This is a genomic window from Parafrankia sp. EAN1pec, assembly GCF_000018005.1.
GTDB lineage: Bacteria > Actinomycetota > Actinomycetes > Frankiales > Frankiaceae > Parafrankia > Parafrankia soli.
The window spans coordinates 8,648,407-8,663,313 of record NC_009921.1; the positions used below are offsets into that span (position 1 = coordinate 8,648,407).

General features: G+C 67.2%; 8 protein-coding genes and 2 pseudogenes. 7 read left to right on the forward strand and 3 right to left on the reverse strand.

Annotated features, from left to right (window positions below):
- The first annotated feature begins 587 nt into the window (after nt 1-587).
- The 6 genes and pseudogenes from FRANEAN1_RS35365 to FRANEAN1_RS44470 form a co-directional block, all read left to right on the forward strand.
- Nucleotides 588-4,385, forward strand: a complete 3,798-nt coding sequence (locus FRANEAN1_RS35365; RefSeq protein WP_020464480.1) for an AAA family ATPase — start codon at nt 588-590, stop codon at nt 4,383-4,385.
- 81 nt (nt 4,386-4,466) lie between these two features.
- Nucleotides 4,467-6,665, forward strand: coding sequence for a serine/threonine-protein kinase (locus tag FRANEAN1_RS35370; RefSeq protein ID WP_020464481.1), 2,199 nt, complete (start codon nt 4,467-4,469; stop codon nt 6,663-6,665).
- Nucleotides 6,666-7,560: 895 nt separating this feature from the next.
- Nucleotides 7,561-8,490, forward strand: a complete 930-nt coding sequence (locus FRANEAN1_RS35375) for a TIGR03564 family F420-dependent LLM class oxidoreductase (RefSeq protein WP_020464482.1) — start codon at nt 7,561-7,563, stop codon at nt 8,488-8,490.
- 229 nt (nt 8,491-8,719) lie between these two features.
- Nucleotides 8,720-9,277, forward strand: a complete 558-nt coding sequence (locus FRANEAN1_RS35380; RefSeq protein WP_020464483.1) for a nuclear transport factor 2 family protein — start codon at nt 8,720-8,722, stop codon at nt 9,275-9,277.
- A 43-nt stretch (nt 9,278-9,320) separates the two neighbouring features.
- Entirely contained in the window at nt 9,321-9,893 is a 573-nt protein-coding gene (locus FRANEAN1_RS35385; RefSeq protein ID WP_020464484.1) for a carboxymuconolactone decarboxylase family protein, read from the forward strand.
- 139 nt (nt 9,894-10,032) lie between these two features.
- Nucleotides 10,033-10,226, forward strand: a pseudogene (locus tag FRANEAN1_RS44470) (transposase); the annotation flags it as partial.
- 377 nt (nt 10,227-10,603) lie between these two features.
- On the opposite strand, the gene FRANEAN1_RS35390 reads toward FRANEAN1_RS44470, so the two are convergent.
- Entirely contained in the window at nt 10,604-11,074 is a 471-nt protein-coding gene (locus FRANEAN1_RS35390; RefSeq protein WP_020464485.1) for a VOC family protein, read from the reverse strand.
- 157 nt (nt 11,075-11,231) lie between these two features.
- Between FRANEAN1_RS35390 and FRANEAN1_RS35395 the strand changes: the two are divergent.
- A pseudogene (locus tag FRANEAN1_RS35395) lies at nt 11,232-12,354 on the forward strand (IS630 family transposase).
- Nucleotides 12,355-12,440: 86 nt separating this feature from the next.
- On the opposite strand, the gene FRANEAN1_RS35400 reads toward FRANEAN1_RS35395, so the two are convergent.
- Together FRANEAN1_RS35400 and FRANEAN1_RS35405 are read right to left on the reverse strand one after the other, a co-directional pair.
- Nucleotides 12,441-13,532, reverse strand: a complete 1,092-nt coding sequence (locus tag FRANEAN1_RS35400; RefSeq protein WP_020464486.1) for an IS630 family transposase — start codon at nt 13,530-13,532, stop codon at nt 12,441-12,443.
- A 68-nt stretch (nt 13,533-13,600) separates the two neighbouring features.
- Nucleotides 13,601-14,689: an IS630 family transposase gene (locus FRANEAN1_RS35405; RefSeq protein ID WP_020460528.1), complete on the reverse strand. Its 1,089-nt coding sequence runs from the start codon at nt 14,687-14,689 to the stop codon at nt 13,601-13,603.
- Nucleotides 14,690-14,907 lie beyond the last annotated feature (218 nt).

Below are 14,907 nucleotides of genomic sequence, written 5' to 3' on the forward strand. Positions count from 1 at the left end.
AGCGGACATCGAACCTCGAAAGCGGAAATTATGAGTCTGCTCCGATCGCTGACACAGACGCCAGGAAGAATCCTGCGCCCGGCCCTCCCGGACACCGTCGACGCATCATTCGATCATGACTGCTCGGCAGCTGTGTGATGGCGGACTCCGCCGATGCAACAGTGCCGGCAGCGGTGACGGGCCGCGGGGTGAACTGCGCCGCCCACGATGCATTATCAAATGATCAATGATGATGTTGCCGACTTACCGGTGGTGTCGTGTGGACGACGCTGCGTGCGGTGGTTCGTGGAGTCGCGGCATGATTCGCGAAATTCACGCATTCTCCGTCCATTCTGCCCCTAAGTCGGTGATTCGTGTCATCAGCCCAGCCTCCCGGGACCGGCCCATCGAGTGATCGCGGGCCTGTGGACCCTCCGGGCCTGGTCCCAGCGGCTTCTGGACAAGCTGGCGAGGTATCCGCGTCGCCTCGGGTCGATCCAAAACCGGGTCCCACCCGTATCCTCGGCGTTCCCTCGGACCAGCCGCCGCTAGCTGGGGAGGCTGCGCCTGCTCTGCCGGTTCAGCCTGTTCCGGGGTCCTCGGCTCTGGTGCCGGCCCCGGGCGCCCTTGATGATCCGACTGGGACGGTCGTCTGCCCGTATCCGGGGCTTGCCGGATTCGATGCTGCGAGTGAGCGGTGGTTCTTCGGTCGGGAGCGGATGGTTACTGACCTGGTCGTGCGGGTGGGGGTGCGGCTGAGTGAGGGTGGTCCGCTGGTCTTGGTGGGGGCGTCCGGGTCGGGTAAGTCGTCGTTGTTGCGTGCGGGCCTGTTGCCGGTTCTGGCACGTGGGGTGGTCGCAGGGTCGGACTCTTGGCCGCAGGTGTTGATGACGCCGGGTGAACATCCCTTGCGGAGTCTGATCGATCAGATCGCGGCTGCCGGAATCCCTGCGGCGGCGTTGCTCAACGACGGTACGGCTGTGGTCCCGGAGGTCCCGGACCGGCTCGCCGAGCTCTTGGCGTCCCACGCGGGCGGCAGTGGCCTGGTGATCGCGGTGGACCAGTTCGAGGAGGTCTTCACCTTGTGTGACGATCTTTCGGAGCGGGAGGCATTCATTCGGGCACTGTGCGTGGCAGCGGCCTGTCGGGGTGATCGGGGGCCGGCTGCTGTGGTCGTCCTTGGTCTGCGGGCCGATTTTTACGCCCGGTGCGCTGCCTATCCGGAGTTGGTCGAGGCGCTGCAGACTGGCCAGGTGGTGGTCGGTCCGATGACGGCCGCGGAGATCCGTGACGTCGTGGTCAAGCCGGCGAGCACGGCTGGTGTTGATGTGGAGCCGGGTCTGGTCGAGCTGCTGTTGCGTGATCTGGGGGCGGCGACGGCGGCGTCGCCGGACGGCGCGTTGAGTGGTGCGGGTGTGGTCACCGATCCCGGTTCGCTGCCGTTGCTTGCGCATGCCTTGCGTTCGGCGTGGTTCGCTCGGGACGCATCGGGGTTGACGGTGGGGGCGTATCTGCGGATCGGCGGGTTGACCGGCGCGATCGCGCAGACGGCTGAGCGCGCCTATACGGGGTTGGACGCCGCGGCGCAGCAGGCCGCACGGCCGTTGTTGATGCGGATGGTCCGCCTCGGCGAGGGGGAACAGGACAGTAGGCGGCGGGTCCGGCGGGCGGACCTACTCGCCGCGGTGCCCGTCCGCGAGGCGGCCGCCGTGCTGGACGCGCTGATCGCGGCTTTCCTCGTGGAGGCGGACGCCGATGGCGACAGCGACAGCCTGCAGATCGCGCACGAGGCGCTGTTGTGGTCGTGGCCGCGGTTGCGGGAGTGGATGGACCTCGACCGGGCAAGCGCGGTCGCGCTGCAGCAGCTCAACGACGCGGCCGAGATCTGGGAAGCGGGGGGCCGCGATCCCTCCTACCTGTTCGGCGGGACACGGTTGGCGGCGGCCCGTGAATGGGTGGAAGCCCACCCGGGCCGTGCGCCTATGTCCCCGGTCGCTCGGGATTTCTACGACGAGAGCCTGCGGGCTGACAGCGCCGCCCAGCGGGCGGTGGTGCGGCGGACCCGGCGTCTGCGCCGGCTCGTCGCCGCGTTGACGGTCCTGGTGGTGGCGGCAGCGTCGCTGGCCGGGCTGGTCTACCGGCAGAAGACCACGGCGGCGGACGCGCGGGACCGGGCGCTGTCCCAGCGGATCGCGAGCCAGGCCGATATCGCCCGTGATCGGAACCCGGCGATCGCGGCACAACTCAGCCTGGTCGCCTACCGCACGGCGAACACACCGGAGGCACGGGGCAGTGTGCTGTCGTCGTTCAACGGTGGTTCCGGGGTGCCAACGCGGTATCTGTTTCACCGCAACGCCGTCGGCACGGTGACCTACAGCCCGAACGGGAAGCTGATCGCGACGGGCAGCGACGACTGGACCGCGGCGATCTGGGACGCAGCCGACCCCCGCCGGTCGACCCCGCTCGCGGTCCTGCCGGGCCCGCAGGACGGGGGTCATAGCCGGGCGGTGAAGTCGGTGGCGTTCAGCCGGGACTCGAGGCTGCTCGCCACTGGTAGCGGCGACCGGACGGCCAAGATCTGGGACGTCTCGACGCCGAGCCGGCCCCGGCTGCTGGCGACTCTGCCGGAGACGACCGGGGACGTCTACGGGCTGGCGTTCAGCCCGGTCGCGGACCGGCTCGCCGTCGCCGGGTACGGCAACTCCGCGCGGATCTACGATGTGTCCGAGCCGGGCCGGCCGGCCGTGCAGGGTGCGCTCCTGATCAACGGTGAGACGCCCTTGCACCAGGGACCGATCGACACACTCGCTTTCAGCCCGGACGGTTACATTCTCGCCGCCGGTGACGAGGCCGCATCCACGGTGCTCTGGTATGTCGGACCAGCCCTGGACATCATGCCGGTCGACCTGCTCAACGTGCCCGACGACGATCCGACCGCGGACCGGGTCGGCACGATCCGGGCTGTAGCGTTCGGTCCCGATGGCAGAAGCGTCTACACCGCGGGGGTCGCAGGCCGGATCCGGGTATTCAGCGGACCGGATCTGCTCCACCTGACCCATACCGCGACCATGGGTGTTGGGAACGGGCCGATGGCCGCGCTCGCGGTCGCGCCGACCGGTGGGCTGGTCGCCGTGGGTGGAAACCTGTTCAGCGGTGTTCCGCTGTTCGATCCCGCCGCCGCCACACAGCAAGCCGTCCTCAGCGATCCCTCCGACGGGGCGAGAGCGCTTACTTTCCTCAATGAGGGCACGGTGACCTGGACGGTCGCGTTCAGCCCCGACGGGCGCCACCTCGCCAGCGGATCCGCGGATGGCGCACTGCGGGTCTGGGAGATCCCAGGGCCGGCGCTGATCGGCCGTCACGGCGACCAGAAGTCGGCCGAGGTCAACCCGCGCACCGGCGACGTCGTCACAGTGACCGACTCGGCGGCGGAACTCTGGAACATCACCGACCCGTACCGTCCCACCTCGCTGTCGGTCATCACCGACGCCCTGGCCGACGAGTACGACCTCACGACTAGTGCGGCGTTCCATCCCGACGGCCGCATCCTGGCTGTCGGGACGGCGAAGCGGGTTTGTCTCTACGACATCACGGATCCGAGGCGACCATTCATGATCACTGCGTTTGAAGGGCCGGCCGGCGGGGTGTTCTCCCTGCGTTTCAGCCCGGACGGCCGGACTCTCGTCCTCGGTGGTCTCGGCTCGTCACCAGCGCCTGCCTTTTCCGCCAGTCTGGAGACCTGGGACGTGCGTGACCCGCGGCATCCGGCCAGGCTTGCCAGCACGGTCGCGCACCGCGGCAGCGTGCGGGACATCCAGTTCAGCGAGGACGGACACGTCATGGCGTCCGTAGCCGATCGCACCGTGCAGCTGTGGGACGTCAGCGATCCGCGCCGGATCGCCGCCCGGGCGACCCTGCCGGACTTCCCCGGCGCGGCGCTGCGCGCTGCGTTCGCCCCGGACGGCCGGACCCTCGCGGTCGGCGGCGGAGGACCCTACGCGACCCTGTGGAACATCACCGACCCGGCGCGGCCGACCCGGACCGCATCGCTGCCCGGCCACGTCAGCGAGGTCAACACCGTGACGTTTAGCCCCGACGGTCGCACGCTCGTGACCGGCAGCGGGGACAACTCGGTGCGGGTCTGGGACGTCCGCCGTCCCTCGAATCCGAGGTTGGTCGAACGGTTGAGCCGTTCCGCCGGCACCAACAGCGGGATCGGCACGGTTGCCTTCTCCCGGGACGGATCCACCCTGGTCGGTGTCGTCTTCACCGAACCAGGAGCACTGTGGGACCTGGACGTGGACCGGGTCGCGCAACGCATCTGCGCGCAGGCCGGGGTCGGCATCACCAGGGATGAATGGGCGCGTTTCCTTCCGGACAGGGCCTACGATCCGCCGTGTGACTGAACCAGGGGCCGCGGCGCTTCCCCTGCCCGTGTCGTCCCCGGTACCGGGGTACCGGGGACGACACGGGCAGCGGCCAGGTGGGTGGCGCTGTCGGAGCACCGGGCCGGGCACGTGAACCTCGACCGCGCACACCTGGAAGCGGCCCTCCCCGGGTACGCGGTCACCCGCCTCATCGCCAGCGGCGGGTTCGGACTCGTCTTCGCCGGCCGGCACCTAAGCCTCAACCGGCCGGTCGCCATCAAAATCCTGCTTCCGGATTCGGACGCCGGCGCGGGCGCCGGTACGGCCCGGGCGGCCTTTGCCGCCGAGGCCCGGCTGCTGGAACGCCTCACCCATCCCCACATCGTCCGCGTGCACGACTACGTCGAACGAAACGACTTGTGCATGATTGTGATGGAGTACTGCGACGGTGGAACGCTGCGACGGCGGGCACGGGAAGGACTGACAGCCGTGGCCGCGGCTGGTGTCGGGCTCGCCATCGCCGCCGCGCTCGACCTGGCCCACCAGGAGCAGGTGATCCATCGTGACATCAAACCGGAGAACATCCTGTTCGCCGGTGACGGAACCCCGAAGGTCTCCGATTTCGGTATCGCCAAGATCGTAGAGTCGACCGGTAACCCCACGAACACCGTGATCGGCACGCCCGTCTACATGGCTCCGGAACAGTTCACCGGAGAGCCGCTACGGCCCGCCACCGACCTGTATTCCTTGGCCACCGTCCTCTACGAGCTGCTGTCGGGGCGGACACCGTTCGCCCGCCAAGGCGCCGCGATCTACCTCGCCAGCCAACATCTACACGAACCACCACCGCCGTTGGGCGCCCCCACGCCCCCCGAAATCGCCGCGGTCGTCATGCGGGCGCTGCACAAGGACCCGCACAAGAGACATCCCACCGCCGCGGCGTTCGCCGCCGATCTCGTCATCGCCGCAGCCGGCGCCTTCGGTCCAGGGTGGTTGGACGGCTGCACCGTGCCCCTCCACCTCGCCGACGAGATCCGCACCGCAGCACACCGCGGCAGCCCGCGGCCCGTCACCACGCCTCCTGCCAGGCAGACCCGGTCCCCTGACCCGCTCGGGCCCTCCGGACCCGGCGATGTCTCCGGACCTGACCGATCCCCCGCTGCAAGAAATCCCCCTGCACTGGAAGAGTCAGACAGACAGAAAGACGATGCCCTCACGACGACAAGTGGACCAGCTGCCGTCAGCGTGCTTCCTCCGTCGGCTCCGGTTCCCCCTGCTCCCGGGACAGGTCCGGCGGCCCGCCAACGCGGGACCTCCACCGGCAAGGCCAGGCGCGGTTGGTGGCCGGGCCGGCGCAGATCGATAAGGGAGCCGGTCGTCGGACCGGCGACTCTATCCATCGACTACCAGATCGACAGCCCGTTCGGCGTGGCCGTGGCCCCCGACGGCGCCCTGCTCGTCTCCCAGCCCCTCCTCCACCGGATCAGCCGGGTGGACCCGGGTTTCCTTATCAACCTGGCCCACACCGGCACAGCGCCCGGTGGGCCAGCCCGGAGCACGACCACGTTCGCCGGCAAAGGGAAAGCTGGCCGGAGTGGTGACGGCGGGCCTGCACCCGATGCCGAACTGGACAGCCCGGCCGGTATCGCCATGAGTTCCGACGGATCCCTCCTCATCGCCGACTGCCTCAACGACCGGCTACGCCGAGTGTCACCTGACGGCCGGATCGAGACCATGCCCGCCCTACCCGGACTGCGTCAACCGAGGTCAGTGACGGTGGACCCGCACGGCGTCATCTACCTCGCCGACACCGGCAACCACCGAATCTGGCGTCTCGACCCGGGAGACGGAGCCCGAGTTGTCGCAGGTTCGGGCACCCCCGGGTACTCCGGGGACGGCGGCCCGGCAGTCCACGCATCGTTGACCCGCCCACAGGCTGTCGCGGTCGATGCGCAGGGCCGGCTCCTCATCGCCGATCAGGAACACCGCCGAATCCGGCGAGTCGACACCACAGGGCGCATCACTACCATCGCCGGCACCGCCTACGGCGGCCGCCCGGCGTCGGCGGGACAACCAGCACACACCACCGATATCGGTGCCCCGACCGGCCTCGCCGTCGGCCCCGACGGCGTCATCTACCTCGCTGATTCCGCCAACAATCGAGTGCTCGCCATCGCCGGGGACAGCACGGTAAGCGTGCTCGCCAGCCGATCCGGACCAGTGGTGGTGGCCGACCCGCGCCAGGTAGCAGTCGGACCGAGCGACACCGTGTACATCGCGCAGCCAGGTCGGCACCGAATCACCATCATCCCGGGATGAATAACCTCCCGTTCCCGACGAACGCCCGGCAACATGAAGAGGGGACCGTACTCTGACGGCTGCGGGGCTCCAGAATCCTGATTTGGGGTCTGTTGCATCCAGCGAAGGCAACTGATCTTGACCGCAAATCTTCTCGCGAACAGCGAGCAGGTGCGAGGCGGCAAACCACTGCGCGGCCTCGGCGTAGGTCCGGATGGTCTTGGGGGACTTGCCTTCGGCACTCAGATGGAGGCCGAAGGAGTTGATCACCGGCTGGAACGGGCCAGCGATCAAGGATTTGGGCTGCCGGGGCCGGGAAGCCGTCATCGAAAGTTTTCCTCTGTTCCAGCGCTGTGCGACGGACGGTTGAACCGGCCTGTCGACGTTTGCGCTGGTCAGGTGGGGCGAGTGGACAGAACCGGGCACAACCCGAACCGCCACCCCACGATCCCCGGCCCCGCGATCTCCATCCCCGATCACACAAACAGGCCGCCTACCAGCGGAAATACACGGCGACGCCGTCATACGTCCAGAACGACACATCGACTGCGGCCGCCGGATGACCCGTACGGCCCGGGATACCGGGCGCGACCCGCCGCGGGTCTGACGCGTCGGGCCACGGCCCGCAGCGGAGAGCACCGACCGCTGCGGGCCAGGTGATCGTGAGCGGAACCGCTCAGCTGCCCACGCCGCCCACCGCCCGGCGGATCTTCGGGCCGTGCCGCTCGCATGCGCCCGGAATTTTGGTCGCGACCCGCCGGCCACTGACCCCTTACGCCAGCGATCTCGACGCTGCAACAGAAGCGAGCCCTTGACTACAGAAAGCGATACGGTCTTCCACTTTCGCGGGACGGACACCGACTGTACAGTCGTACGACACGGTTACACATCTGTACAGCGATGGTGGGAGGTCGGAGTGCGCATCGGTTTGACCGGTGGGGGTAGCTCGGCGGACAAAATCGTCCAGCAGGCGAAAGAAGCTGAGGCTGATGGCTTCGCGTCTCTGTGGTACGCGAGCGCTGTCACCGGCGACCCGCTCGTCGCCATGGCCGTCGCAGGCCGCGAGACAACCAGGATCGAACTGGGCACCGCCGTCCTGCAGACCTATCCCTGCCATCCCCTGCTGCAGGCCAACCGCGCCGCGTCCGTCGTCTCCGCGATGAACCGGCCCGGCTTCACCCTGGGCCTCGGCCCCTCGCATGAAGGCTTGATCCGGGACGTCTATGGCCTGTCCTACGACCATCCCGGCCGCAGCACCGAGGAGTATGTCACCATCCTCACCGGCCTGCTCCGCGGTGAGGCCGTCGATGTCAAGGGCGAGGACTGGACAGCACGCACTGCCGAGCGGATGGTTCCCATCAGCCACCCGGTGCCCGTATTGCTCGCAGCCTTGTCGCCCCGCCTGCTCCGGGTCGCCGGCCAGCTCGCCGACGGCGTGGTGCTGTGGATGGCCCCGCCACGGGCGATCGAAACCCACGTGGCGCCGAAGGTGCACGCCGCGGCCGCCGCGGCGGGCCGCCCGGCCCCACGCATCGTCGCCGGGCTCCCCGTCGCCGTCCACGACGACCTCGACGAGGCCCGTGCCGCCACCGCAGCCACCGCAGCCGGTTACGGCAGCCTGCCCAACTACCAGCGCATCCTCAGAATCGGCGGGGCCTCGACCGCGACCGAGGCCGCCATCGTCGGCAACGAGGCCTCCGTACGCGGCCAGCTCCACGGCCTGATCAACGCCGGCGCCACCGACGTCTGGGCCAACGTCGTCCCGGTTGGCGACACTCGGGAAGCTCGGGCTGCCTCCCGACGCCGCACCACCGAGCTGCTCCGCGAGCTCCTCGACCAGAGCTGAGTCGACAAATGCCCGATCTCGTCCGGTCACTGCTGGGGGCCAGACTGCAGCCCGGGCCCGGCGCGTAGACGGCGACGCCCCACGAGACCGAGTTTGACCTGCCCCCCGGCAAGGGTTATACAAATGTGCAGCGCCAGCTATGGCCTCCTCTGACTCCGAGGTCGGGGCGTTGGGGTCCAAGGCTTCATTGGTCGATGGCAAGTGACTGCGACGATGAGGGAGAACCACCATGTCCGTCGAGGACGAGCTCAAGGAACTTCGCCGCGAGCTCCGGTACGTCACGGACCGTCTCGCGATTCTCGACTGCGTCATGAAGCAGTCACGCGGTCACGACCGCCATGACATCGAGCTTATGGCAAGCGTCTACCACAACGATGGAGTCGACGAGCACGGACCCGTCGTGAAGCTCGGCCCCGACTACGGCGAGTACGCCAACCAGGCTCACTCGTCGGTTTTTGTCGATCACTTGCACAATATCACGACCCACACCTGCGAGATCGACGGCGACGAGGCTCACTGCGAAAGCTACGTCATCGGTGCTATGCGTTCCCGCGACGGCAAGACCGTGCACATCTTCGGAGGAAGATACCTCGATCGCGTCGAGCGGCGGGACGGCGTGTGGAGGATCGCGTTGCGGCGGTGCACCCTCGAGTGGACGATGAACGGCGACACGTCACTCCTTTCCTCCGGTTCGTTCACAGGCTTCATCAAGGGAACGTGGGACAAGAACGATCCGTCGTATGCGCGGCCCTTGGACCTGGAGAAGACCCCGGTCAAGAAGTGGTGAGGATGACGGGCGCGGCACATCAACGATGGAAGGACCGATGAACATGGCCCGAATCGAACCGCTCCCAGCCAAGAAATGGCCCGCGGAGATGCGGGATGCGTTTGCCGCCCTGGTACCGCCGAAGCCTCGTCATACGCGGTCCATCCAGGAGGGCCGGCCGAAGGCCCGCAATGCCTTCGGGACGTTCGCCCACCACCCGGACCTCGCGCGGGCGTTCTTCACGCTCAACGGTCACGTGCTGCTGGCGACCACCCTTGCCCAGCGGCAGACGGAGCTGCTGGTCCTGCGGGTCGCGGCGCTACGCAAATGCGACTACGTGTGGGCGCAGCACGTCCTCGTCGGTCGCGAGGCCGGGCTGACCGACGAGGAGATCGAGAAGATTGCCCGAGGGCCAGCCGATCCGACTTGGAGCCCATTCGACTCAGCACTGCTGCGCGCCGTTGACGAGCTGCTCGACGCCGGCACAATCGGTGACGAGACCTGGGCCGCGCTGACCGCCGAACTCGACACCCAGCAGCTCATGGACCTCATCTTCACAGTCGGCGCCTTCGAGGCATCCACCTTTCTGATGAACTCCTTCGCGTTTAACCTCGACGACGATCTACGACCGAGCTAAGCTTGTTTTTAACCCCAACTGTCACACCGCGTGATACCTGCTGGTGTTGTGGGGTGGGTTGGCGTGTCCTCGTGACGCGGAACGATCTTCGGAAGATCGCGCTCTCGCCAAAGAAGCCGTGATCAAACCGAAGGTTGTGATGGGCGATGTGCAGGACGAACCGGGACGCGTCGAGGTTCTGGGGAGGCCGTGTCGCTTCCGGCAGGAGTTCTACGACTGTCTGACCCGCCGGCGGACGTGGTGTTCGAGGTAATGGACGCCATGTTATGCACCGACGGCCCGGTCAAGACGTTGGTCGACCTGACGCTGACCCCGGAGCACCGTCGTGGCCACGAGCGAAACCGGCGAACCAGCGAGTTAACTAAAACTCGCGGCCCGCCGAGTGCCGTGTCGACCCGCCGCTGCCGATAGCGCCCATACATCCTCGCCGGCACTGTCTCGCACCGCGGACACGCCACCTGCCCCGTCCGGGCACGGCACACACAGCCGAATCCCGTCCGCTGCCCTCTCGGACCTCCTTTACCACGACGCTCGACAGATGCGGCAACACGACCCCAAGATCGAGAAGATCAAGCTAGCCCGATGATCGCGGGTGGCTGCCAATAATTGATCAACATCCAGCACCGGTTCGACTACAAGATCGGCGCCAGATCCCATTCTTGGCGATAGAGTCGAGATTTAAGCATAGGTATTCCCCATAGATCGTTAGTTCAGCGGTGGCTCGTCACCTGCACCAGTTCGATGCGGATGCCGTCGGGGTCTGCCAGGAAGAGCACGTCCATCGCACTGTCGCGCATCGGGATGTGCGTTCGGGTATACTCGATCGGCGTCGCGCCGAGTGCCACCAGGCGTGCCTCGGCCGCAGCGAGATCGTTGACGTAGACCGACAGATGGGTGAAGCCAATCTGCCGCCGCGTCGTCAGGGCTGCGCCCTCTGGCCTCGGGGTCTTCCAGTCGAGCAGTTCCAACTCCGTCTGGCCGTTGACGATCATCTGAGATCGGCAACGTATGGGTGGCGGCACCTCGGCCAGCTGAGCGAGGGAATCGCCGATGTCGAACCTCTCGGCGAGCCGAAATCCCAGCCCTTCGACATAGAACCGTATCGACCAGTCGAAGTCGGACACACAGAGGCCGATGTGGGATATAGCCACGTCACTAGCGACTTCTGATAATTCAGACATCCTGCGCACCCTGTTATTTGGGTCGACGTCGACCCAACTCGTACCGGCCACGCACCGTGCTAGTGCGCTGTCCGTGAACGTCTGCCGGGCGAGGTGTGGCGATCTCGGTTTGCGGTGATGCGCAGGTATCTGCTCCTGCTCGTGGGAGGGGTCTGCGATGGCGAAGCCGGTGCATGTCCGTCGGTTGACCGACGAGGAGGGACAAGCCCTGCTGCGGATCGTGCGGCGGGGTCGGCACGACGCGGTGAGGATCCGCCGGGCGATGATGATCCTGGCGTCGGCGTCGGGGAACACCAACGAGGCGATCGCCGCGCTGGTCGCCGCTGATCCCGACACCGTCCGGGACGTCATCCACGCGTTCAACGACCGGGGGTTGGGCTGCCTGGACCCGCGGTGGGCGGGCGGCCGTCCGCGGCGGATCACCGCGGAGGGCGAGGCCCGCATCGTCGAGGTCGCCCGCACAAGGCCGAGGGCGTTGGGGCTGCCGTTCACCCGCTGGAGCCTGCGCAAGCTGTCCGACTACCTGCGCCACCCGCCGGCCGGGGTACCCCCGGTCATCATCGGCCGCCAGCGACTGGGCGAGCTGCCGCACCAGCACCGGATCTCCTTCCAGCACACCCGCACCTGGAAGGAGACCTCCGACCCGGACGCGGAGACCAAGCTGGCCCGGATCGAGGAGGTGACCCGCCGTTTCCCTGACCGGTGCTTTCGCCTTCGACCAGTTCGGACCGCTGTCGATCCGCCCCTGCCACGGGCTGTGCTGGGCCAAGGCCGGCCACCCTGACCGGCTGCCGGCCACCTACCACCGCACCCACGGCATCCGCTACTTCCACGGCTGCTACTCGGTCGGTGACGACACCCTGTGGGGCGTCGTGCGCGAGCGCAAGGGAGCCGACCACACCCTGGCCGCACTGCGCAGCATCCGCGCCGCCCGCCCGGACAGCGCCCCGATCTACGTGATCCTGGACAACTGGTCCGGAAACAAGACGGCCGCGATCCGCGCCTGGGCCAGCCGGCACAAGGCCGAGCTGTGCCTGACCCCGACCCAGGCGTCCTGGGCCAACCCGATCGAGGCCCACTTCGGCCCGCTGCGCGGCTTCGCCCTCAGTAACAGCGATCCACCCAACCACCCGGCGCTCGCCCGCGACCTGCACGCCTACCTGCGCTGGCGCAACACCCACCGCCGCGACCCAGCAGTGCTGGAAGCCCAGCGCCGCGAACGCGCCCGTATCCGCTCCGAGCGCCAGCACCGCTGGGGCCACACCCGAAACGCCGCCTGATCAACAAGAACCGACCCGCATTCACGGACAACGCACTAGTAGATTGTAAACCAAAATTCTTTCCGATGATACATAACTAAATGTCGTCACAAGTTGTTGGCGAGCAGCTTCCTGAATTCCCGGTGGAGTACCTCCACCTTGGCTACGATCTCTTCTGCGGTGGCTGTCCACTCGAACGGATGGGCGTCCCAGTTCCAGTTCTTGACATAGTTGTTGATGGTGTTGACGAGGTCCTGGACCGAGACGAACGCCCCGTGCTGGAGTGCGTGCCGGGTGAGAATACCGAACCAGTTCTCGACCTGGTTGAGCCATGAACTGCCGGACGGGGTGAAATGGAACGTGACGTTCTTGTGTCTGCGTAGCCATGTGTCGACGTCGGGGCCGTAGTGGGTGGCCAGATTGTCGACCACGACATGGAGCTCCGCACCGCCGTATTCCGCGATGACCTGGTCCATGAACGTGAGGAAATCGGCCCTGGTGTGGCTGGGGAAGCACCTGGCGGTGACCCGCCCCGTCCCGACGTCGAGGGCGGCGAACAGGTCGGTCGTGCCCTTCCGCTGGTAGTCGTGCGTGCGGGTGGCGACCCGGCCGGAGGCGACCGGCCGCGGTGGCTGCGTCCGGTCGCGTGCCTGCACCCCAGGCTTTTCGTCGATCGACAGGACCTCGGCGCCCTCGGGGGGATCAAGGTAGAGGCCGACGACGTCCTCCACCTTGGCCTCGAAATCCGGGTCCGCCGAGAGCTTGAAGACTCGGTGCCGGTGCGGCTGGAGATTGTTCTCCCGCCACAGCTGGGCCACGAAGGTGTGCGAGACCGACACTCCTTCGCGGCGCTTCAGGTACCGCGCCATCTCGGTGCTCGTCCAGTGGCTCAGTCCGGTCTCCGGTGGAGGAGTGGTCCTGGTCAACGCCAGGATCCGCGCCCGTACCCGCCCCGGGACCTCCCGTGGCCGCCCCGGGGACACCCGGCTCAGCAAGCCGTCCGGCCCCTCCTCGTCATAGCGCGACAGCCACAGTCGCACGGTAGGCTTCGACGCGCCCGCCTTCTCGGCTATTTCCCGCACTGAGAATCCTTCGTCCCGCCATAGCACCATACGGGCGCGGGCAGCCGCAGACCTGTCGTACCCACCACCTCCAGCCAAGGACTCGAGAATATTGCGTTGATTATCAGTTAGGATCATGTGTCCAATTTACCCACACTTTTTCTAGCCTAACAGTGTCACTGGAACGAGTATTTGTTTACGCCGCACTAGTGTGCTGAGTCGCTGATTCGCTGGCAGTATGCGGCGAGGGTTTCAAGGATCTCGTCGGCGGTCTTGGCCCAGACGAACGGCTTCGGGTCCTTGTTCCAAGCGTTGATCCATTTACGGATGTCAGCTTCGAGTTCGACGACCGACCGGTGCGTGGATCGGCGCAGCTTGCGGTTGGTCAGCTCGGCGAACCAGCGTTCGACCAGGTTCATCCACGACGCCGACGTCGGAGTGAAGTGCAGGTGGAAGCGGGGGTGGCGCAGCAGCCAGTTCTTCACCGCAGGGGTCTTGTGGGTGGCGTAGTTGTCCAGGACCAGGTGCAGGTCGTAGCCCTTCGGGACGGATCCGTCGATCAGCTTGAGGAAACGCAGGAACTCCTGGTGGCGGTGCCGCCGGTAGGTCTGCGCGATCACCGAGCCCGACGTCGGGTCGAGCGCGGCGAACAGGCTGGTCGTGCCATGGCGGACGTAGTCATGGGTCATCCGCTCGGGCGTGCCCGGCATCATCGGCAACACCGGCGCGGTCCGGTCCAGGGCCTGGACCTGCGATTTCTCGTCGACGCAGAGCACGATCGCCTTCTCCGGCGGGTCCAGGTAGACCCCGACCACGTCACGGACCTTGTCCACGAACAGCGGGTCCGTGGACAGCTTCCAGGTCTCGACCAGGTGCGGTTTCAACCCGAACGCCCGCCACATCCGCGACACCGTCGACTGCGACAACCCACTGGCCCTCGCCATCGACCGTGACGACCAGTGCGTGTCACCGTTCGGCGGCTTCTCCTCCAACGTCCTCGCGATCACCGCCTCGACCTGCGCGTCGGTGACCTTCCGCGGCGCCCCCGGACGTTCCTCGTCCGACAGGCCTTCCAGCCGGTCGACCGTGAACCGGTTCCGCCACTTCGCCACCGTTCCCCGGGTGATCCCCATCCCGGCGGCGACCCCTGAGTTCGTCCCGCCGTCCGCGCAGGCCAGCACGATCCGCGACCTCAACGCCAGCGCCTGCGCGGTCTTGCGTCGCCGGGCCCACCCCTCCAACACCGCACGCTCAGCAGCCGACAACTCGATGGGTTCCGCACTCGGGCCAGGCACCCACCCATTCTATCCGCGCACGAATCTAAGACTCAGCACACTAGCGGCGGCCGATGGGCGCCCTCTGGGGCGACACCTCAGACGTGACGACGCCGCCTGGCTCAGCGCTCCCCCCTAGACATCGCCTTACAAACGTATAGCCTTAGCCATACGTACGTACAGGGCCACTGCAGTTGAGCTCCGAGGATCTTGCGAACCTGGTCCGCCGCCGCGGGGCG